We start from the raw sequence: 18,704 nt of genomic DNA on the forward strand, positions 1-18,704 counted from the left end.
GGCGGCAATGGATAAGAAAGAGCGAACATTGTTGGTTAACAACAGGTTGCGGCGGGAAGCGGGGCCGTGCCGCGACGAATCGTGGATGGTTCGATATCGCATATGGGAGCGATTTCGGCCAAAGTCTTGTCAAATGCGGCAAAACGACCAAATGTCGCGCCGGTCGCGACCGCCGCGACATGATAAGACGGGTCAGGATCTGTGAGCCCCAGCATGGAAGCGGAAAAATTGCGCGGTCAAACCGGTCGGGAAACGATCTTTGACGGCGCGATCGTGGTCGGCGCCGGCGCAGCCGGCCTTGCCGCCGCCCACGCCTTGATGAAGGCCGGCGTACCGACGCTCGTCCTGGAAAAGGAGAGCCGGCTTGCCGAACCCTGGCATCGGCGGCACCAGCGGCTGCACCTCAATACGCATCGCGATCTCTCGACGCTGCCCGGCGTCGGCTATCCCGCAGGCACCCCGGCTTTTCCGCATAAATCGGCCGTCATTCGCCATCTGAACGATTTCAGCCAGGCGCATGGTCTGCCGGTCGCATTCGGCGTTGCCGTTGAAGAGATCACGTTCGACGGCGATCACTGGACCGTGCGGACGAACTCCGGACGTCGTCTGGCGCGTCATGTCGTCGTCGCCACCGGGCGCGACCGGCAGCCGTTTATTCCCGCGTGGAAAGGCATGAAGGATTTTGCAGGCCGGATTATCCATTCGGCCGATTTTGGCGAGGCGAAGGACTACGTCGGCAAAAAGGTGCTGGTCGTCGGAGCCGGCAATTCGGGGTTCGATGCACTCAATCATCTTGCGAATGCAGATGCCCAAAGCATCTGGCTGTCGGCCCGCAACGGCCCGTCGCTGCTGCCGAAACGCATCGGCAAGGTCGCCGTCCACAGGCTTTCACCGTTAATGGCGAGCTTGCCGGTGCGGCTGGCCGATGCGGTGATGGCGACAACCCAGCGCCTGGTTTTCGGCGACTTGACGAAATTTGGGCTTCCGCCGGCTCCCACAGGCGGTGCGAGCCGTCTGAGCGCCGACTACACCGCGATCGCAGCCGATGACGGCGCGGTTCGCGCCATCAAGGCAGGCACGATCGTGGTGCTGCCACCATTGCGGGAATTTACCCAAGACGGCATCGTATTGAATGACGGCAGGTTGATCACGCCCGATATCGTCATTGCAGCGACCGGCTATCGCACCGGTCTGGAGCAGATGGTCGGCAAGCTCGGCGTTCTCGACGGCAAGGGCGTTCCGCTTTTCAACGGCGGCGATGCCGATCCGAAATTGCCCGGCCTGTGGTTTACCGGCATGCGGCCGAGCATTCGCGGTTGTTTCGCCAACGCCCGCATTCAGGCCAGGACGATAGCGGCGCGGATTGTCAAGCAGCGATAATGAGCCGGACTATGCCGACTGTTCCGCCCGCAATAGACACGCCTTGTTGAAAGGTGCTCGAACCGAAAGGTCAATGGTCATGACGCCAGTCAGCATTCGCTACATGGTCGATGATGTCGCCGCCTCGATCGACTTCTACTGTGGACATCTGGGCTTCGCTGTTGAACAGGACGCGCGACCGGCTTTTGCTTCCGTCACACGCGGCGCTTTACGGCTCCTTCTAAGCGGCCCCGGCAGTTCGGGTGCACGGGCGATGCCGGATGGCCGGCAGCCGGTGCCGGGAGGTTGGAATCGCATCCTGTTGGTGGTGCCGGACCTGAAAGAAGAGGTTGCGCGCCTCAAGAGTGCTGGACTTGTCTTTCGCAACGATATCATAACGGGCGTCGGCGGTTCCCAGACGCTGCTCGAAGACCCATCGGGCAATGTCATCGAGCTGTTTCAACCCGCCGCTCACTGACGAACGTTTCTCGCAATAATCCAACTCACTTCCCCGAAAGCAGGACATGATGAATTCGAGACCTTCGATCGCCTTTGCCAAATTCGCCGCGCCCAAAAAAGGCAGCGTTTTCGTTCTGGTGGCCGACGAGGGCGGCCTCAGCGATGCCGCCAGGGCTTGCGATCCGGCAAAGACCCTCGAGCGGGCTTTTCCGGTCGCCGACTTCACCGGCAAATTCGCCAGCCTGGTCGAAGTGCTGGCACCGGAAGGGACATCGCTCGAGCGGCTGGTGGCGGTCGGTGCCGGCAAGGGTTCCAATCTCGATGATTACGCCTGGCTGAAGCTCGGCGGCACGATTGCCGCGTCCTTTCGCAAGGCAACCGAAGTGGCCGTCGTGCTCGATCTTCCCGGTGCGGCCGTCAGCGGCAGGCAAGCCGTTCAGCTTGCAGCGGGCATCCTGCTGCGCAGCTATTCCTTCGACAAGTACAAGACCAAAAAGAACAATGGTGACGACAAGCGCGAGCCAAAAAAGCCGGTCAAGGTGACTATTCACACCGCCGATCCGGCAGCTGCAAAGAAGGCCTTCGCCGATGAAGCGGCGGTGATCGACGGCGTCTTGCTGGCGCGCGATTTGGTCAATGAACCGGCCAATGTTTTGGGACCGGTGGAATTCGCCGCCCGCATCGCCGAACTGGAGGCGCTCGGCGTCACGGTCGAGATCCTGGCCGAGAAGGAGATGAAGAAGCTCGGCATGGGTTCGCTGCTGGGCGTAGCGCAGGGTTCGCCGCGTGGCGCCCGCATCGCGGTCATGCGGTGGGACGGCGGCAAGGCCAAGGAAAGCCCGGTCGCCTTCGTCGGCAAGGGCGTCACCTTCGACACCGGCGGCAATTCGATCAAGCCGGCGTCGGGCATGGAGGACATGAAGGGCGACATGGGCGGCGCTGCTGCCGTCACCGGGCTGATGCACGCGCTGGCCGCGCGCAAGGCGAAGGTCAATGTCGTCGGCATTGTCGGGCTGGTTGAAAACGCCGTCGACGGCCACGCTCAGCGACCGGGCGACATTGTCACCTCGATGTCGGGCCAGACTATCGAAGTGCTCAATACCGACGCCGAGGGCCGCCTGGTGCTGGCCGATGCGCTCTGGTACTGCAACGACCGCTTCCAGCCGAAATTCATGATCAATCTGGCGACGCTGACCGGCGCCATCATGGTCGCGCTCGGCCAGCATTATGCCGGCCTGTTCTCCAACAATGACGAGTTGGCGGACCGGCTGACGGCGGCCGGACAGGCGACGCAGGAGCGGGTGTGGCGCATGCCGCTCGGTGCCGAATACGACAAGCTGATCGATTCCAAGAATGCTGACATGAAGAACATCGGCGGCCGCCATGGCGGCGCCATCATCGCCGCGCAGTTCCTGCAGCGCTTCGTCAAGGACACGCCCTGGGCGCATCTCGACATCGCCGGCACCGCGATGGGCGCGCCTTCCAACGAGATCAACCAGTCATGGGCTTCCGGCTTCGGCGTCAGGCTGCTCGACCGGCTGGTGCGCGATCATTACGAGCAATGAGCGGCTGGGGCGGGACTCCGACAATGTAGACTGAACGCATGGCCGAGATTCTGTTTTATCACCTGACCGAATCGACGCTGGAGGATGCGCTGCCCGGCCTCCTGGAGCGCAGTGTCGATCGCGGTTGGCGCGCCGTGGTGCAGACCGGCACCGAGGAACGGCGCGACGCGCTGGACCAGCATCTGTGGACTTTCCGGGACGATTCATTCCTGGCCCACGCAACGGATCGCGAAGCCCATCCCGCCGAGCAGCCGGTGCTTCTGACCGTCGGCCCCGACAATCCGAACCAGGCGCAGATACGCTTCCTGGTCGATGGGGCGGCGCCGCCGGAGCTTGGCGGCTACCAGCGCGCCGTGTTCCTGTTCGACGGCCACGATGCAGCCCAGCTAGAGGCGGCACGCACGCATTGGAAGACAATGAAGGAGGCCGGCCACACCGTGACCTACTGGCAGCAAACGCCTGACCGGCGCTGGGAACGCAAGGCTTAGAGAATTTGCCGGCAAGGGAATCACTGGCGCCGCAAGAGTGCGATGACAAAAAGATGGACCGCCGGCTATTCAGAAGACCGGAGCAAGCTCGATGCCGCCCGATGAACGAACGCCAGGCATGCCGATAGATGCCGCACTTGTTCGCCGGCTGATTGCCGCGCAGTTCCCCAAATGGGCGGACCTGCCGGTAGAGACGGTCGAGCCTGGCGGCTGGGACAACCGCACGTTCCGGCTGGGCGACAGCATGTCGGTGCGGCTGCCGAGCGCTGCCGCCTATGTCGCCCAGGTCGAGAAGGAGCATCGCTGGCTGCCCCGCCTGGCGCCTCACCTGCCTCTGCCGATACCCGTGCCGCTGGCCAAAGGCGCGCCCGGGGAAGGCTATCCATGGCCTTGGTCCGTCTATCGCTGGCTTGGCGGCAGACCGGCGGCTGGTGGACTGATTGCCGATCTTACCGAGTTCGCCCGTTCGCTGGCCGGCTTTCTGGTTGCGCTCTACCGGATCGACGCTGCCGATGGGCCACCGGCAGGGCAGCATAATTTCCACCGCGGTGGCCGGCTTTCGGTCTACGACGCCGAGACCCGAGCCGCGCTCTCGGCGCTCGGCGGCCGCATCGACAAGGCCGCCGCCGAGGCCGTGTGGGCGACGGCCCTTGCCGCGCTATCGCAAGGGCCGCCGGTCTGGGTCCATGGCGACGTCGCCTCGGGCAATCTGCTCGTCGAAGATGGCAAGCTCTACGCGGTCGTCGATTTCGGTAGTTCGGCTATCGGCGATCCTGCCTGTGATCTGGTGATCGCGTGGACGGAATTTTACGGCGAGAGCCGTCAGGCGTTCCGCGACGCCATTGCCCTTGACGAGCACAGCTGGGCGCGCGCACGGGGCTGGGCGTTGTGGAAGGCGCTGATCGTCGCTTCGGGACATGACGGCAACCAGCGCGAGGCGGAAAAATCGTGGCGGGTCATCAATGAGGTGCTGGCGGATCACACAAACAGTCGGAGCGGGAAGGCTAATTCAGTCTGAACGCGTCCCGCTCTAATAACGAAAGCATTACTGCCCGCCCATCTCCTTCCTGAACGTATCGAAATCGACCTGCATGCCGTTGAAGATGGTGCTCCAATGGCGGGTCAGCGCTGAAACGGCGACCGCCTCCTGGATCTCCTCGTCGGTGGCGCCGGCGCGCTTGGCGTCCTGCGTGTCCGACCAGATACAGTAGTTGCACGGGATTTGCGCCGCCACCGCCAGCGAGATCAGCGACTTGACCTTCGGCGGCAGCGCCGTCTTGTCGCTGAGCTGGATGGCCTTGACCTCGGCCCATGCACCGGGCAGACCGGCTTTCGGGAACTGCTTTACGAAACCGGGCACCCCGCCCATGGTCGACTGGATGTCCTTGACGGTCGCGTCATACTCATCGGCATAAGAAGGAGCTGCAGCCAGGGTCAGCACACAGGTGGCGGCGAGCAGGCAGGCGCGGCGGATGGAAGAATGCGTTGATGAAAGAGTACGATAGGCAGACATGACATTCTCCTCTGGCGTTTGTTTGCCTTACGGTGTAAGGTAATGTCAAAATGAACCTTACAGCGTAAGTTGTCAAGCGGCACCATGGACACATCGATCAAAAAAAAGCGACTGCGCGGCCGGCTGTCTTGCGAGATGATCGAGGATGCGGCTTTGAAGGTTATCGAGAGCGAGGGCCTCGCCGGGTTTTCGATGCGCAAGCTGGCGGCAGAACTCGGCTGCGAGGCGATGAGCATCTATCACCACTTTCCTTCGGTGGCGCATCTCTTCGAAGCCTTGGTGGATCGGCTGATCGGCTCCCTCGAAATGCCCGACGCGGACCTCCCTTGGCGACAAAGGTTACGCATTGCCGTGCAGGATTTCCGCCGCGTCGCGCGTGAGCACCCGGCCTTTGCCACGTTCCTTGTAACCTACCGGATGAATTCGCCGACCTGTCTCACTTGGCTGAACGGCATCCTTGGCGTGTTCGAGGCCGGCGGCTTCGGACCGGAACTGGGCGCGCGGCTGTTCCGCACCACCGGCTATTATCTGATGGGTGCCATCCTCGACGAGACTGCCGGCTATGCAAAGGGGCCTTCGGCCGTGACCATCGTCAGCGACGAGCAACTGGCGCAGGATTTTCCAAAAATAGCTGCGGCCGGGCGTTATTTCGGCACCGCCGAATTCGACCGGACGTTTGATCTCGGCCTTGACATGCTCCTGGACGAAATGGAGAACGCCCGCGACTGCGCCAGCGCGCCGAACACCGGGTCTTGACGTTATGTGCTCCCTGTTCGCCCTGATACTGCTCATCGGTACCGGCATCGGCGTCGTCTATCCCTGGGCGATGACCAATTTCTCCGGCCGTGAGATCGGCACCTGGCGGGTTTACGACCAGGGCCGGTTCAAGCCGGTGACCGTGCCCCTGAGCGCACGCGACGGGCCGCTACGCGTGCTGGTCGACCTTACGGCGAGAGCCGAGCGCATCGTCTCGCAGCAGCGCACTGTGTTGACCCTCACTGCCGCCACCGGCGGCAGGACGGTGCTCGCCTCGACGCTGCAGTTCAATCACTCCGACAATCCGCGCCAGGTCAGCCCGCAACTGCCGGACAGGATCTTTCGCGACGAGGCCGGCCTGATCCCGACCGTTACCCCTGGTTCCTACATCTTCACCGTCGGTCCGGGCGACGCCGAAGGCATTCCGATGCGGGCCGTCGATCTCGTCCTGCGCTCGGGTGCCGGCGAGGTCGACCGCCGGGCGCGCCCGGTCGGTTTTTCCCTGATGGCGGCCGGCCTGGTCGGGCTGGTGCTGGCATTCCGTTTCGGCGGCCGCCGGCCGGAAAATCCAAACTCGCAGCCGCCACCGCCGCGCTGGGGCAGGGGCTCCAATTGAACTATCGCCACGCCTACCATGCCGGGAACTTCGCCGATGTCGTCAAGCATGTCGTGCTCAGTCGGCTGATCGAATATCTGAAGCAGAAGGACAAGGCGTTTCGGGTCATCGACACCCATGCCGGGATCGGCCGCTACGATCTGTCCTCGACCGAAGCGCAAAAGACCGGCGAATGGCAAGGCGGCATCGGCCGGCTCGTCGATGCGGCCCTCGATGCGCCGGCGGCGGCACTGCTGTCACCGTATCTTGAAGCCGTAAATTCGCTCAATCCGGATGGCGGCGTGAAAAAATACCCGGGTTCGCCGCTGATCGCCCGGCACCTGATGCGCAAGCAGGACCGGCTGTCGGCAGTCGAACTGCACCCTAAGGATGTCGTCAGGCTGAAGGCGCTGTTCGACGGTGACTTCCAGACCCGGGTGATCGAGCTCGACGGCTGGCTGGCGCTCGGCGCGCATCTGCCGCCAAAGGAAAAGCGCGGCCTCGTGCTCATCGATCCGCCTTTCGAGGAAGAGGGCGAGTTCGGTCGCTTGGTCGACGGGCTGCAAAGAGCCCATCGGCGCTGGCCAGGAGGGATTTACGCGCTGTGGTATCCGCTCAAGGACCGCAGGGCGGTCGCCGCCTTCCGCAAGGCGCTGAAGCAGACGGGCATTTCGAAGCTGCTCGACATCGGTTTTGAGATCAGGCCGGACGCCGTCGAGCCGAGCCTCGACGGCTGCGGCATGGTGGTGGTCAATCCGCCCTTCACGCTGGAAGGCGAGTTACGGACGCTGCTGCCGGCGCTGCACCGGCTGCTTGCACTTGAGCAGCCGTCGCATTGGACGCTGGACTGGCTGGCGGGAGAGTAGTTTGAGGCGCGGCCCTGCCGTTCCGTCAGCGCAACCATCGTCACCACAACCACGGTCGCTACAACCGCTTGACCGCGCGTCAGCGAATCCGCACAGTGCACGCAGTCGACCTTGAGAGGCTGCCATGACTCGCTTCGCCCAATCCGCCCTTGCCGCACTGCTCGCCTTTTGCACGCCGCTGGCCGCGCCTCTTGGCGTCACCCAGGCAGTCCAGGCGGCCGACCTTGCAATCTATACCGACGAGGATAGCGGCGTCTGCGGCGAGGCCTGGGTGCTGAACAAGATCACCGACCGCTTCTCCTATCAGGTGCATCACGTGCCGCATCTGCCCGATGTGCAGATCGTCGACTTCCAGCGCATCCACCAGCATCGCTATCTGCCGGCCGACGACACCTGGCCGATCGGCCGCCGTTATTGCGGCGCCACCGTCAGCCTCTCCGACGGCGGCGCCCGCACCATCTGGTACCTGATCGAGGAAGGCCAGGGTTTTGCCTCGATCGGCGACAATGTCGAATTCTGCGTCTCGGGCTTCGACCGCTGGATGGTCTACAACGGCCGCTGCCGCGTCCTGCGCTGATCGCACTCGCTGATTCCGACTTTTTAGCACCGGCCACCTGATCGACCGTCACCGTTTCCATGCGGCGCAGCATTCGCGGGAAGCGCGATCTGCTGTCACGAGTTTGCGGGGAAACAGCACCACATGGATTCGCTTGTTTATACTGTTGCTCTCGGCGCGGTCGTTGCAGGCTTCGTCCAGGGGCTTTCCGGGTTCGCTTTCAGCCTGGTTGCCATGTCGATTTGGGTTTGGACCGTGGAGCCCCAGCTTGCTGCTGCCATGGCGGTCTTTGGGGCGCTCACCGGTCAGATCATCGCTGCCGTCACCGTCCGCCGGGGTTTCGATCTCAGGCTTCTGCTGCCCTTCCTGATCGGCGGGACCATAGGGATTCCGGTCGGTGTCGCCATCCTGCCCTTGCTGGATGTGCAGTTGTTCAAGCTGGTCTTCGGCGCGCTGCTGGTCGTTTGGTGTCCCTTGATGCTCTTTGCGCGTCGCCTCCCTCCCATCACGGTCGGGGGTCCTGTTGCAGACGGTGCAATAGGTCTGGTCGGCGGCATCATGGGTGGACTTGGCGGCTTCACCGGCCCGGTTCCAACGCTGTGGTGCGTGCTGCGCCAATGGGAAAAGGACAGGCAGCGTATTGTCATCCAGAATTTCAACCTTGTGACCCTCTCCATGACGATGGCCGCCTATCTTGCGGCCGGAAAGATCAAGCTCGAAATGCTGCCGATGTTTGCCGTCGTCGCGCCGGCGATGTTGATACCGACACTCCTTGGCGCGAGACTCTACATCGGCGTTAGCGAGGCGACTTTTCGAAAGATCGTCCTCACACTCTTGGCCGCATCAGGTGCGGCATTGTTGGCATCGTCCTTGCCGCACCTCATAAGCCGGGTTTGAACGACACACAGAAATCCCGACTTCCGCCGTGCCATGCGCTATCGACCGATGCGGCCTGCTCCCGATAGGTAGGCGCAGATCAGGTCGACGAGTTGCTTTTGCAGCTCCGGCGCGGCGAGCATGTTCCGGCGTGCCGCATTGTGGATCACACCTTCGATCGCTGACGACAGCACGCGCGCCACGGTCTGCATGTCGGCGCCTTTCCTTGGCTTGCGATAAGTGGCGACAGCAGTCGCATAGTGATTGAGGTATTGCGCCTGGAACGAAGCATGGGCGGCCCTGGAGCCGCGATCGCCCGGCGTCTCGTCGAGCAGCACCTGGTGTAGTGTCGGGTGAATGCTGTGCGCCGCGATCATGCCGCGCACCAGCTCCTGCGCGAATTTCCTGAGCGGCTTTTGGTCTTCCGCCGAATCGCGAATGACCGACAGCACATGATCGAAGTGACGGCGCCGGACGGCAGCGAGCAGGGAAAGCTTGTCGGGAAAATACTGGTAGAGCGTGCCGATGCTTACACCTGCTGTCTCGGCAACCTTGTTGGTGGTGAAGCCGGCCCACCCCAGCCCGCTCAGAACATGAGCCGCCGCCTCGATGATCGCCTCGACGGTTGCTCTGGAACGCGCCTGGCGCGGCTGTTTGCGCATGCGCGGATGCGGTTTTGCAATGCGAGTAGACACGTTCGCCCATTCTCCTGAAAATATAAACAACATACTCGCATTTCCGGAAAAGGACACCGACCATGAATGCGCTCGCTCTGCTTCGCAGCCTGTTTGCCTATCAGGCCTGGGCCAATGACGAACTGCTGGAAAAGCTCGCGAGTCTCGACCCGCATGTTCACGGCAAGGAACGGCAGGCCGTGATACGGCTCGTCGATCACAGCCATGTGGTGTCGCGGATATTCTCGGCGCACCTGGTTGACGCAAGCCATGGCTACTCCGCCGACACCACCGAGGACACGCCGGCGTTCGACGAACTTCGCGCCGCGGTCGCAGCGACCGATCGCTGGTATCTCGATTATCTCGAAACCGTTTCGTCGCGGCAGCTGTCCGAGCCCGTCGCATTCGTGTTCACCGACGGGGATAAGGCATTGATGTCGCGACAGGAAATGCTGACCCACGTCGTACTGCACGGCGGCTATCATCGCGGTGAAGCGGGGCGCATCCTGGCGCAGATTTCGGTCATGCCGCCATGGGATACCTTCGCCGTCCATCTCCACAGGGCCGAGCCTTCGCGCCGGCTGCAGATAGGCCGTGAGCCGCTCGGCGCCTGAACGGCCAAGCGCTTTCGATCACGGTCGGCTCGACCGGATCTATCGACGGATATCCTGTCCTTCAGAAATGCGAGCTGTCTGCTTACTTTCATCGCGTCGTGCAAGATAGTGCAGCGGCGTGCTCGTCGCGTTGCTTCCTACTTACCTGTAGTTTATCGTTTCGGACAAGACGAGGCGGGCGACCGCCTTCGCTCTTGACAATGTTCGCGCCGAGCGTCGGACGTTGAAGCGCAAAGCTGGTCGAACAGGTCATGAGCTTGACGAGAAGACCGGTCGAGATAGAGCGACCAGAATTTCTGTCGCAGAACTTCGCTGCGGGACACAAAGATTCGCAGCCGATTTTTGCGCGGGTAAAATGGTCGCGCGCTCGCCGTAACCGAAACTTAAGCTACAAAAATCATTCTAATGCTTCGCTGGCTAGCAAGCCGCGAGTCAGATATGCAATGCGCGCCGGGTCAATAACGGCCGTCGGCACAACGGAAGGGGCATGATATGGCTAAGCAGTCATCCAAAGCGCCGGCATCCAAGGCACCGGCAAAGTCACCGGCAAAGAAAGCACCGGCAAAAGCAGCCGCGGCAAAGGCCGCAACTGCTGTGAAGAAAGCAGCACCCGCGGCCAAAGCGAAGGCCGCTGCGCCTAAGGCAAAAGCAGCGCCGGCCAAAAAGCCGGCCGCCAAGGCCGCGGCAAAACCAGCCGTGAAGAAAGCAGCACCGGCCAAGGCAAAAGCAGCACCGGCCAAGGCCAAGGCTGCACCGGCAAAGAAGGCGGCACCGGCCAAGAAGCCGGCTGCAAAGGCCGCGGCGAAGCCCGCTGCGAAGAAGGCAGCACCGGCAAAGGCCGCCGCTGCGAAATCTTCTGCAGCAGTGAAGAAAGCAGCGCCCGCGGCCAAGCCGAAGGCAGCGCCCGCAAAGGCGAAGGCCAAGAAGTAGTCGCGGTCCTGCTGTCGCAGGGGACAGTACTCAAGACAGCCAGGGCGGGATGCCGGACAGGCGCCTCGCTTCTTGGTTGACAGTCGGGCAGGACCAGAAAGAGGCGGGAGGAAGACGTCTTTTCGCAGCTCCCAGGACTTCGCCATGCGGCGAAGTCCGGTGGGATATTCGTGGCTGCCAAAACCAACCTTCGGTGCAAGGCCGAGTTGGTAGTTGCTCGGATCTGGATTGTCCGACCTGCTCGCGTCTGCCGCCGCACCTCCGGCTCATCGCATCCGAACGCGAGACTATGGCTGCACGCTGGCGGCGCGGTTTTCCGCCTCTGGCCGTTGATGAACCCTGCATGATCGGTCAACAGTGCCACGCACGAGCCCCTGTCGGAATCGATTTTCGGTAAGGGTCATGCGCGAAGTCACAATGCTACCGCGTCCTTTTGCGCGTCCAACAGGACGTATGGAGCTGTAGCCGACAAACAGGAATCGACAATGCCCAGACTGCTCTACGCGTCTACTTCTCCCTATAGTTCCAAGGTGCGCATGGCAGCACTTCATGCCCGCATTGCGGTCGATCTCGTGCCGATAAAGACCGAGGAAAGGCCGGCCGAACTGATCGGCGCCAATCCGCTCGGCAAGATCCCGGTGCTGGTGCTCGATGACGGCCGCTCGGTCCACGACAGCCGCGCCATCACCCAGCATCTCAACCGGATGTCGAAGAACGCATTGTTTCCGCGCAATCCCGACAAGCGCCTTGAGGCGGAGGTGCTGGAGGCATTGGCCGACGGCATCTGCGACTGCGCGCTGTCGATGGTCTATGAGCGGCGCACACGGCCGGAAGAGATGGTCTACCAGCCTTGGCTCGAGCGCCAGTGGACGAAGATTTCGGCCGCGCTCGATCTGCTCAACGCGAACCCGCCGAAGCTGCCGAAGAAAATCACCCTCGGCCAGATCGCACTGCGCGCCTGCCTCGGCTATCTCTCGCTGCGCTTCGCTGGAAAATGGGAAAAGGGCCGCGGCCGGCTGACGCGCTGGGCGGCACGCTTCGACGAGAAATTCCCGGAGCTGAAGCCCGCCATCCCGGCTTGAGGACAAGCGGTCTCAACCGATGCCAACAAAAAAAGCCGGGCGCGAGGCCCGGCTTTTTCGTGTCGTGGCTTGGACGACTTAGAACTTCATACCGACGCCGAAGGTGACGCGATTGTCGGTCGACTTGACCTTGCCGATACCGTCGAAGTCCTTCCTGCCGAAGTCCGTGTAACGATACTCGACACGGCCGAACACATTGTCGGTGATCTTGATGTCGGTACCCACGCCGGCTGTCCAGCCAAACTGCGTGTTGGTGTCGCTTACGCCGGCAGCTTCAATCTTCTGGTTCTTCAGCGCGCCACCGGCGGTGCCGTAGAGCAGGATGTCCGGGGTGACAGCGTAGCCGAGACGGGCACGCAGCGAGCCCTCGAAGCCACCCTTGGCCTCGATGCCGGCATCGTCGCCCTTGACGCCGTTGTAGCCGATATCGGCTTCGGCACCGTAGACGAAGTTCTCCTGCTGCCAGTTATAGCCGCCGAAGACACCGCCGACAAAACCCTTGGTGTCGACGTCGACGCCAATGTCTTTGGCTTTGGCGTGGCCAGCAAAGCCGTAGCCGACGCTCACACCGGCATAGGGACCAGCCCAGGATGCGACCGGAAGTTCTGCGATCGGGGCAGGTGCCGGCGGCTCTTCCTGAACCACGTCCGCGGCATAGGCGGTTCCGCCGAGGGCGAACAGCCCAAACGCCACCGCGAGCGGTCGCGCAAATTTAAGATTGGCTTGCATTGTTCTTTACTCCTTAAGCCACAGGACACAGGCTTGTTTTTTCATGAGCGCCCTCAACCCGTCCGGGGGGTGAAACGGATCCGGCGTTCAACGGTTCCAAATGTCGTGTCGAAATGCGGCTGAAGCGAACCTGAACTTGGGTCATTACCTGGCACGAATGAGGCAGAACCTTGACGTTGCATCTTCGCAACAGCGAATGTCAGCAGGTTCGCCGTGCTGCACTGCACACGGCTTGGTGTAAGGGCTCCAGCGCCCTATATTGCGGGCGGGCTGGCCCGAATTCCGGTCGAGCCAAAACGCCCACCGGCCACTTTGCCACAATCCTGCCCCAGGTGGAAATGGGATTTAACGCTTGGCGGGCCATAATTTGCCGGCGCGATCCCGGCAGGTCGGAATCGGCATCGGATTAAGGATTGACAGATGAGCAAGGTCGCCGCGACGGCACTGGTGACGGGCGGGGCGAAGCGGATCGGCAGGGCGATCGTCGAAGATCTTGCCGCGCATGGTTTTGCCGTCGCCATTCATTGCAATCGCTCGCTGGCCGAGGCGGAGGAACTGGCGGCCCAGATCACCAGTGGTCATTTTGGTCGACATGGCCGGGCCGCAGTGATTGCTGCCGACCTGACCGAGATGGACGCCGTCGGCGACCTGGTCGGTCGCGCGGCGGCGGCGCTCGGGCCGGTGTCGCTGCTGGTCAACAACGCCTCGCTGTTCGAGCACGACAGCGTTGAGGATTTCGACTGGCCGGCCTGGGATCGCCATTTCGCCATGCATGTCAAGGCGCCGGCGCTGTTGGCGCAGACTTTCGCCCGGGCCTTGCCGCAGAACAGTGAGGGGCTGATCGTCAACATGATCGATCAGCGCGTCTGGCGACCGACGCCGCGTTATTTTTCCTATGCGCTGTCGAAGTCGACCTTGTGGGCGGCGACCGAGATGATGGCGCAGGCGCTGGGTCCCCGCATCCGTGTCAACGCCATTGGTCCTGGCCCGACCTTGAAGAACACGCGCCAGCACGACAGCGATTTCGATGCCCAGATTGCCGGGCTGATCCTGAAACGCGGCCCGGAATTGCCGGAATTCGGTGCCACTATCCGTTATCTCTGGGCGGCACGCTCGGTCACCGGCCAGATGATCGCGCTTGACGGCGGCCAGCATCTTGCATGGCAGACGCCCGATGTGACAGGCATGACGGAATGAGCCCCATGGACCAGAAACAAAAAACGCGCGGTGGCGCCGACGACCTGCCGCCCGAAATCGACCTCGAGGACGAGGCGGCCGAGGAAGTCGTCGAGCCTGCAGCCAGCGGTCCGGACGTTACCTTCACCGCCATCGACTGGACCCCGCATGCCGGCGACGCCGACGGCATGGTCGGCGCCGAGGTGATCCAGACGCTGGTAAAGCGGCTGCCCAATGCGCCCGGCGTCTACCGCATGATGAATGCCGCCGGCGACGTGCTCTATGTCGGCAAGGCACGCAGCCTGAAGAAGCGGGTCACCAGCTACGCGCAAGGCCGGTTCCACACCAGCCGCATCGGCCGCATGGTGCGCGAGACGTCGACCATGGAGTTCGTCGTCACCCGTACCGAGATCGAAGCGCTGCTGCTTGAAGCCAACCTCATCAAGCGCTTGCGGCCACGCTTCAACGTGCTGATGCGCGACGACAAGTCGTTCCCCTATATCCTATTGACCGGCGATCATGTCTCGCCCGGTATTTACAAGCACCGCGGCGCGCGCTCGCGCAAGGGCGATTATTTCGGCCCCTTCGCCTCGGCCGGCGCAGTTGGCCGTACCATCAACTCGCTGCAGCGCGCCTTCCTGCTCAGGAGCTGCACCGACTCCTTCTACGAGAACCGCACCCGGCCTTGCCTTTTGTTCCAGATCAAGCGCTGCGCCGGCCCGTGCACCGGCGAAATCTCGCACGGCGACTATGCAAGGCTTGTCGCCGAGGCGAAGGATTTTCTCTCCGGCCGCAGCCAGAAGGTGAAGACGGAGATCTCCGCCGCCATGCAGCAGGCTTCGGAGAACCTCGATTTCGAACGCGCCGCCATCTATCGCGATCGGCTGGCGGCGCTGTCGCATGTGCAGAGCCATCAAGGCATCAATCCGCAGACCGTCGACGAGGCCGATGTCTTCGCCATCCATCAGGAGGGCGGCCAGGTCTGCATCCAGGTGTTCTTCTTCCGCACCGGCCAGAACTGGGGCAACCGCGCCTATTTTCCCAAGGCCGATCCGGCGCTCGAAGCCGGCGAGGTGCTGGGATCGTTCCTGGCGCAGTTCTACGACGACAAGCCGACGCCGCGCACCATCCTGTTGTCGCATGGCGTCGAGGACCAGGACTTGCTGGCGGAGGCCCTCTCCACCCGCGCCGGCCGCAAGGTGTCGATCTCCGTGCCGCAGCGCGGCGAGAAGAAGGACCTGACCGACAACGCGCGGCAGAACGCGCGCGAGGCGCTCGGCCGGCGGCTCGCCGAAACCTCGACCCAGGCGCGGCTGCTCACTGGCTTTGCCGAGACCTTCGGCGTGGAAAAACCGCCGGTGCGCATCGAGGTCTATGACAACTCGCACATCATGGGCACCAACGCCGTCGGCGCCATGGTCGTCGCCGGGCCGGAAGGTTTTGTGAAGAACCAGTATCGAAAGTTCAACATCCGCTCGACCGAGATCACGCCGGGCGACGATTTCGGCATGATGCGCGAGGTGATGCAGCGGCGCTTCTCGCGGCTGTTGAAGGAACATGGCGATGCCCCGCAAACCGAGGGCGCGGACGAGGCGGGCCCTACCGGACCGGGCGACGATATCGAGGACGCCGGCGGCTTCCCGGCCTGGCCCGACGTCATCCTCATCGACGGCGGCCAAGGGCAGATGACGGCGGTGCGCAAGATCCTCGCCGATCTCGGCATCGAGGACCGCGTCGTGGCCATCGGCATCGCCAAGGGTCAGGACCGTGATGCAGGCCGCGAACGCTTCTTCGTCAAGGGCAAGGCCCCATTCTCGCTGCCCGTACGCGATCCGGTCCTCTATTTCGTCCAGCGGCTGCGCGACGAGGTCCATCGTTTCGCCATCGGTTCGCACCGCGCCCGCCGCAAGAAGGAGATGGTCAAGAGCCCGCTCGACGAGATCAGCGGCATCGGCCCCGGCCGCAAGCGCGCGCTGCTGATGCATTTTGGTACGGCCAAGGCGGTCAGCCGCGCCGCCGTCGAGGACCTGGTCAAGGTCGACGGCATTTCCGAGCAGGTGGCGAAATTGGTCTACAATCATTTTCACGAGAGCTAAGCCCCTATTGCCGATATTTCGGCTGGCTAATCGATTCTGGCCTGTTGACCCCCCACATTCGCTTCTGATTTGACTAAGCAGGCAGAAAGAGTTCCCAAAACATGGCTCAGCGCGCGTTCAACCTGCCCAACATGCTCACTTATGCCCGCATCCTGGCGGTGCCGCTGGTGGTGCTGTGCTTCTTCCTGGAAGGGCATCTGAAATCGAGCGACTTCGCGCGCTGGTCGGCGCTCATCATTTTCCTGCTCGCCTCGATCACCGATTACTTCGACGGCTATCTGGCGCGCGCCTGGCAGCAGACCTCCAACATCGGCAAGATGCTCGACCCGATCGCCGACAAGCTGCTGGTCGCCACTTGCCTGCTGCTGCTTGCCGCCGACACCGACCGCCATGCCGGCATCGCCGGCTGGTCGCTATGGGCGGCGATCATCATCCTGTGCCGCGAGATCCTGGTCTCGGGCCTGCGCGAATATCTGGCGGCCTTGAAGGTTTCGGTGCCGGTGACGCAGCTCGCCAAATGGAAGACCACCATCCAGATGATCGCCATCGCCTTCCTGCTGGCAGGTCCCGCCGGCGACAAGATCTTCCCGCTGACCACCCAGACCGGGCTGGTGCTGCTGTGGATCGCAGCCCTGGTGACGCTCTACACCGGCTACGACTATTTCCGCGCCGGCCTCAAGCACATCATGGACGAGTAACATGTCGACGAAGCTCATCTATTTCGCCTGGGTGCGCGAGCGGATCGGCAGACCGGAGGAGGACGTCGACCTGCCGGCCGGCATCGAAACGGTCGCCGACCTGTTGCGCTGGCTGAAATCGCGCGGCGAGGAGTACGAGAACGCGCTGCAATATCCTGACGTGATCCGCGTCGCCATCAACCAGGAACATGTCGAGCACCGCGAGAAGATCGCCGGCGCGCGCGAGATCGCGCTGTTCCCGCCGATGACCGGTGGCTGAACCATGTCCGCGGTGGTGCCGGTCGTGCGCATCCAGGCGGAGGATTTCGACGTCGCCGCCGAGATCGCCAGGCTGACCAGGGGTCGCAACGACATCGGCGCTGTGGTGACCTTCTCCGGCCTTTGCCGCGACGAGCAAGGCAGGCTCTCCGCGCTCGAGCTCGAACATTATCCCGGCATGGCGGAAGCCGAGATATCCCGCATCGCCGGCGAGGCAATCGAGCGCTGGCCACTGCAGGGGCTCACCGCGATCCATCGCCACGGCAAGATCGCGCCCGGCGAAAACATCGTGCTGGTAGTGGCGGCTTCCGCCCACCGGCAGGCGGCGTTCGAGGCCGCGAATTTCCTGATGGACTATTTGAAATCACGGGCGCCGTTCTGGAAAAAGGAACACCATAGCGACGGTTCCGAAGGCGGCTGGGTCGACGCCAAGGAGGCCGACGACAAGGCGGCGAGCCGCTGGAAGCAGCCGCCGTCCAAATAAATCCCTGCGACAGCCATCCCATACCCGGCCAGCCATTCATTGACCGCAATCCTGCGAGACCCTTCGCCGGAAGGGGAGCAGGATCATGCTGGACAGGATTGCCGAGTTCTTCATCTTCGGACTGGTGCCGCTGGCCGTCGGCATCCTGGCCATTCCGGATCATTCCGCGGCTGCCGAAAAGACCCTCAAGGGCGAGGTGATGTATCGCGAGCGCATCGCGCTGCCGCCCAATGCCGTGCTTTCCGTGCAGCTTGCCGACGTGTCGCTGGCCGACGCGCCGGCCGCAATCATCGGTGAGCGCAAGGTGGTGCCGGCCGGCCAGGTGCCCATCAAGTTCGAGATCAGCTTCGATCCGCGGGTGATCCGGCCTGATATGACCTACGCGCTGCAGGCGCGCATCACTGTCGACGACCGGCTGCTATTCGTCACCGATACGCGCCATCAGGTCGACCCGCTCAGCGACGCGCCACAGACCATCATGCTGAAAATGGCGGCGCCGAGCGATGCGCCGGCGGCAGCCTCGGTGTTCGGCCAAAGCTGGCTGGTCGAATATATCGACGGTGTCGGCGTGATTGCCGAGCCGCGGGCGACATTCCGGATCAGCGAAGCCGGCAAGGCCGGCGGCAGCGGCCCTTGCAACGTCTATTTCGCCACCGCCAGGATAAACGGCTCGACGATCGCTATCAGCGACATCGGCTCGACCTTCAAGGCCTGCGCGCCTGAGGTCATGGCCGAGGAAAAGGCGCTGTTCGAGGCGCTGGCCAAAGCAGCATCCTACCACGTCGACGCCGGCAAGCTTGTCATCATTGACAGCGGCGGCCGCGACATTCTGCGCTTCAACGCCGCGAGCTAGCGCATCACCCAAGCCGATTACTCTCTGCGGCAGCTGCATGCCGATCACGTTGTGTTTCAGCGGGAATAGGCCGGGCA

The 18,704-nt window shown here is 62.9% G+C and carries 22 protein-coding genes; 19 read left to right on the top strand and 3 right to left on the bottom strand.

What is annotated here, in order from left to right:
* Positions 1-213 precede the first annotated feature (213 nt).
* The 5 genes from NKI70_RS08405 (at position 214) to NKI70_RS08425 (ending at position 4,889) form a co-directional block, all read left to right on the top strand.
* Entirely contained in the window at positions 214-1,380 is a 1,167-nt protein-coding gene (locus tag NKI70_RS08405) for a flavin-containing monooxygenase (protein WP_352698626.1), read from the top strand.
* Positions 1,381-1,453: 73 nt separating this feature from the next.
* The gene (locus tag NKI70_RS08410; RefSeq protein ID WP_352471101.1) at positions 1,454-1,837 is read left to right on the top strand and encodes a VOC family protein; all 384 of its coding nucleotides are present in this window, start codon (positions 1,454-1,456) and stop codon (positions 1,835-1,837) included.
* Between the two features lie 49 nt (positions 1,838-1,886).
* The gene (locus tag NKI70_RS08415; protein ID WP_352621266.1) at positions 1,887-3,383 is read left to right on the top strand and encodes a leucyl aminopeptidase; all 1,497 of its coding nucleotides are present in this window, start codon (positions 1,887-1,889) and stop codon (positions 3,381-3,383) included.
* A 38-nt stretch (positions 3,384-3,421) separates the two neighbouring features.
* Positions 3,422-3,871, top strand: a complete 450-nt coding sequence (locus tag NKI70_RS08420) for a DNA polymerase III subunit chi (RefSeq protein WP_352625021.1) — start codon at positions 3,422-3,424, stop codon at positions 3,869-3,871.
* A 91-nt stretch (positions 3,872-3,962) separates the two neighbouring features.
* The gene (locus tag NKI70_RS08425; RefSeq protein ID WP_352724455.1) at positions 3,963-4,889 is read left to right on the top strand and encodes an aminoglycoside phosphotransferase family protein; all 927 of its coding nucleotides are present in this window, start codon (positions 3,963-3,965) and stop codon (positions 4,887-4,889) included.
* Positions 4,890-4,916: 27 nt separating this feature from the next.
* Here the strand turns inward: NKI70_RS08425 and NKI70_RS08430 are convergent, their stop codons facing one another.
* A complete protein-coding gene (locus NKI70_RS08430; RefSeq protein ID WP_352454415.1) occupies positions 4,917-5,384 on the bottom strand; it encodes a carboxymuconolactone decarboxylase family protein in 468 nt (155 codons plus the stop codon).
* Between the two features lie 84 nt (positions 5,385-5,468).
* Between NKI70_RS08430 and NKI70_RS08435 the strand changes: the two genes are divergently transcribed.
* From NKI70_RS08435 to NKI70_RS08455, 5 genes are all read left to right on the top strand, one after another.
* The gene (locus NKI70_RS08435; protein ID WP_352724456.1) at positions 5,469-6,140 is read left to right on the top strand and encodes a TetR/AcrR family transcriptional regulator; all 672 of its coding nucleotides are present in this window, start codon (positions 5,469-5,471) and stop codon (positions 6,138-6,140) included.
* 4 nt (positions 6,141-6,144) lie between these two features.
* Positions 6,145-6,756: a hypothetical protein gene (locus NKI70_RS08440; RefSeq protein WP_352699199.1), complete on the top strand. Its 612-nt coding sequence runs from the start codon at positions 6,145-6,147 to the stop codon at positions 6,754-6,756.
* Positions 6,753-7,601 (top strand): 23S rRNA (adenine(2030)-N(6))-methyltransferase RlmJ, encoded by an 849-nt coding sequence (locus NKI70_RS08445; protein WP_352622390.1) that lies wholly within the window; start codon positions 6,753-6,755, stop codon positions 7,599-7,601. Before NKI70_RS08440 ends, NKI70_RS08445 begins: the two co-directional genes overlap by 4 nt.
* Positions 7,602-7,725: 124 nt before the next feature.
* Positions 7,726-8,178, top strand: coding sequence for a hypothetical protein (locus NKI70_RS08450; protein ID WP_023677684.1), 453 nt, complete (start codon positions 7,726-7,728; stop codon positions 8,176-8,178).
* Positions 8,179-8,301: 123 nt separating this feature from the next.
* On the top strand, positions 8,302-9,054 hold the full coding sequence (locus NKI70_RS08455; protein WP_352622388.1) for a sulfite exporter TauE/SafE family protein: 753 nt from the start codon (positions 8,302-8,304) through the stop codon (positions 9,052-9,054).
* Between the two features lie 38 nt (positions 9,055-9,092).
* Here NKI70_RS08455 and NKI70_RS08460 read toward each other — a convergent pair whose 3' ends face one another.
* On the bottom strand, positions 9,093-9,728 hold the full coding sequence (locus NKI70_RS08460; RefSeq protein ID WP_502897773.1) for a TetR/AcrR family transcriptional regulator: 636 nt from the start codon (positions 9,726-9,728) through the stop codon (positions 9,093-9,095).
* 62 nt (positions 9,729-9,790) lie between these two features.
* On the opposite strand from NKI70_RS08460, the gene NKI70_RS08465 reads away from it, so the two are divergent.
* The 3 genes from NKI70_RS08465 (at position 9,791) to NKI70_RS08475 (ending at position 12,333) form a co-directional block, all read left to right on the top strand.
* Positions 9,791-10,321 carry a DinB family protein gene (locus NKI70_RS08465; RefSeq protein WP_352569694.1) on the top strand — a complete coding sequence of 177 codons (531 nt, stop codon included), beginning with the start codon at positions 9,791-9,793 and terminating at the stop codon, positions 10,319-10,321.
* 492 nt (positions 10,322-10,813) lie between these two features.
* Complete coding sequence (locus NKI70_RS08470; protein WP_084641221.1) at positions 10,814-11,251, top strand: hypothetical protein; 438 nt, start codon at positions 10,814-10,816, stop codon at positions 11,249-11,251.
* A 485-nt stretch (positions 11,252-11,736) separates the two neighbouring features.
* A complete protein-coding gene (locus tag NKI70_RS08475) occupies positions 11,737-12,333 on the top strand; it encodes a glutathione S-transferase family protein (RefSeq protein WP_352569696.1) in 597 nt (198 codons plus the stop codon).
* Positions 12,334-12,411: 78 nt separating this feature from the next.
* On the opposite strand, the gene NKI70_RS08480 is transcribed toward NKI70_RS08475, so the two are convergent.
* Entirely contained in the window at positions 12,412-13,062 is a 651-nt protein-coding gene (locus NKI70_RS08480; protein ID WP_292662341.1) for an outer membrane protein, read from the bottom strand.
* A 420-nt stretch (positions 13,063-13,482) separates the two neighbouring features.
* On the opposite strand from NKI70_RS08480, the gene NKI70_RS08485 reads away from it, so the two are divergent.
* From NKI70_RS08485 to NKI70_RS08510, 6 genes are all read left to right on the top strand, one after another.
* Positions 13,483-14,259 carry an SDR family oxidoreductase gene (locus NKI70_RS08485; RefSeq protein WP_352594394.1) on the top strand — a complete coding sequence of 259 codons (777 nt, stop codon included), beginning with the start codon at positions 13,483-13,485 and terminating at the stop codon, positions 14,257-14,259.
* Complete coding sequence (gene uvrC, locus NKI70_RS08490; RefSeq protein WP_352622386.1) at positions 14,256-16,334, top strand: excinuclease ABC subunit UvrC; 2,079 nt, start codon at positions 14,256-14,258, stop codon at positions 16,332-16,334. Before NKI70_RS08485 ends, uvrC begins: the two co-directional genes overlap by 4 nt.
* A gap of 101 nt (positions 16,335-16,435) precedes the next feature.
* Positions 16,436-17,032: a CDP-diacylglycerol--glycerol-3-phosphate 3-phosphatidyltransferase gene (pgsA, locus tag NKI70_RS08495; RefSeq protein ID WP_352481786.1), complete on the top strand. Its 597-nt coding sequence runs from the start codon at positions 16,436-16,438 to the stop codon at positions 17,030-17,032.
* 1 nt (position 17,033) lies between these two features.
* Positions 17,034-17,291 carry a molybdopterin converting factor subunit 1 gene (gene moaD, locus NKI70_RS08500; RefSeq protein WP_352636513.1) on the top strand — a complete coding sequence of 86 codons (258 nt, stop codon included), beginning with the start codon at positions 17,034-17,036 and terminating at the stop codon, positions 17,289-17,291.
* 3 nt (positions 17,292-17,294) lie between these two features.
* On the top strand, positions 17,295-17,774 hold the full coding sequence (locus tag NKI70_RS08505) for a molybdenum cofactor biosynthesis protein MoaE (RefSeq protein WP_352622384.1): 480 nt from the start codon (positions 17,295-17,297) through the stop codon (positions 17,772-17,774).
* Positions 17,775-17,859: 85 nt separating this feature from the next.
* Positions 17,860-18,627, top strand: coding sequence for a YbaY family lipoprotein (locus tag NKI70_RS08510; RefSeq protein ID WP_352724457.1), 768 nt, complete (start codon positions 17,860-17,862; stop codon positions 18,625-18,627).
* Positions 18,628-18,704 lie beyond the last annotated feature (77 nt).

Source organism: Mesorhizobium sp. M0500 (assembly GCF_040321165.1).
Taxonomy (GTDB): Bacteria; Pseudomonadota; Alphaproteobacteria; order Rhizobiales; family Rhizobiaceae; genus Mesorhizobium.

Coding starts and splice junctions, on each gene's coding strand:
- NKI70_RS08405 (WP_352698626.1), top strand. CDS start 214: ATGGAAGCGGAAAAATTGCGCGGTCAAACCGGTCGGGAAACGATCTTT.
- NKI70_RS08410 (WP_352471101.1), top strand. CDS start 1,454: ATGGTCATGACGCCAGTCAGCATTCGCTACATGGTCGATGATGTCGCC.
- NKI70_RS08415 (WP_352621266.1), top strand. CDS start 1,887: ATGAATTCGAGACCTTCGATCGCCTTTGCCAAATTCGCCGCGCCCAAA.
- NKI70_RS08420 (WP_352625021.1), top strand. CDS start 3,422: ATGGCCGAGATTCTGTTTTATCACCTGACCGAATCGACGCTGGAGGAT.
- NKI70_RS08425 (WP_352724455.1), top strand. CDS start 3,963: ATGCCGCCCGATGAACGAACGCCAGGCATGCCGATAGATGCCGCACTT.
- NKI70_RS08430 (WP_352454415.1), bottom strand. CDS start 5,384: ATGTCTGCCTATCGTACTCTTTCATCAACGCATTCTTCCATCCGCCGC.
- NKI70_RS08435 (WP_352724456.1), top strand. CDS start 5,469: ATGGACACATCGATCAAAAAAAAGCGACTGCGCGGCCGGCTGTCTTGC.
- NKI70_RS08440 (WP_352699199.1), top strand. CDS start 6,145: ATGTGCTCCCTGTTCGCCCTGATACTGCTCATCGGTACCGGCATCGGC.
- NKI70_RS08450 (WP_023677684.1), top strand. CDS start 7,726: ATGACTCGCTTCGCCCAATCCGCCCTTGCCGCACTGCTCGCCTTTTGC.
- NKI70_RS08455 (WP_352622388.1), top strand. CDS start 8,302: ATGGATTCGCTTGTTTATACTGTTGCTCTCGGCGCGGTCGTTGCAGGC.
- NKI70_RS08465 (WP_352569694.1), top strand. CDS start 9,791: ATGAATGCGCTCGCTCTGCTTCGCAGCCTGTTTGCCTATCAGGCCTGG.
- NKI70_RS08470 (WP_084641221.1), top strand. CDS start 10,814: ATGGCTAAGCAGTCATCCAAAGCGCCGGCATCCAAGGCACCGGCAAAG.
- NKI70_RS08475 (WP_352569696.1), top strand. CDS start 11,737: ATGCCCAGACTGCTCTACGCGTCTACTTCTCCCTATAGTTCCAAGGTG.
- NKI70_RS08480 (WP_292662341.1), bottom strand. CDS start 13,062: ATGCAAGCCAATCTTAAATTTGCGCGACCGCTCGCGGTGGCGTTTGGG.
- NKI70_RS08485 (WP_352594394.1), top strand. CDS start 13,483: ATGAGCAAGGTCGCCGCGACGGCACTGGTGACGGGCGGGGCGAAGCGG.
- uvrC (WP_352622386.1), top strand. CDS start 14,256: ATGAGCCCCATGGACCAGAAACAAAAAACGCGCGGTGGCGCCGACGAC.
- pgsA (WP_352481786.1), top strand. CDS start 16,436: ATGGCTCAGCGCGCGTTCAACCTGCCCAACATGCTCACTTATGCCCGC.
- moaD (WP_352636513.1), top strand. CDS start 17,034: ATGTCGACGAAGCTCATCTATTTCGCCTGGGTGCGCGAGCGGATCGGC.
- NKI70_RS08505 (WP_352622384.1), top strand. CDS start 17,295: ATGTCCGCGGTGGTGCCGGTCGTGCGCATCCAGGCGGAGGATTTCGAC.
- NKI70_RS08510 (WP_352724457.1), top strand. CDS start 17,860: ATGCTGGACAGGATTGCCGAGTTCTTCATCTTCGGACTGGTGCCGCTG.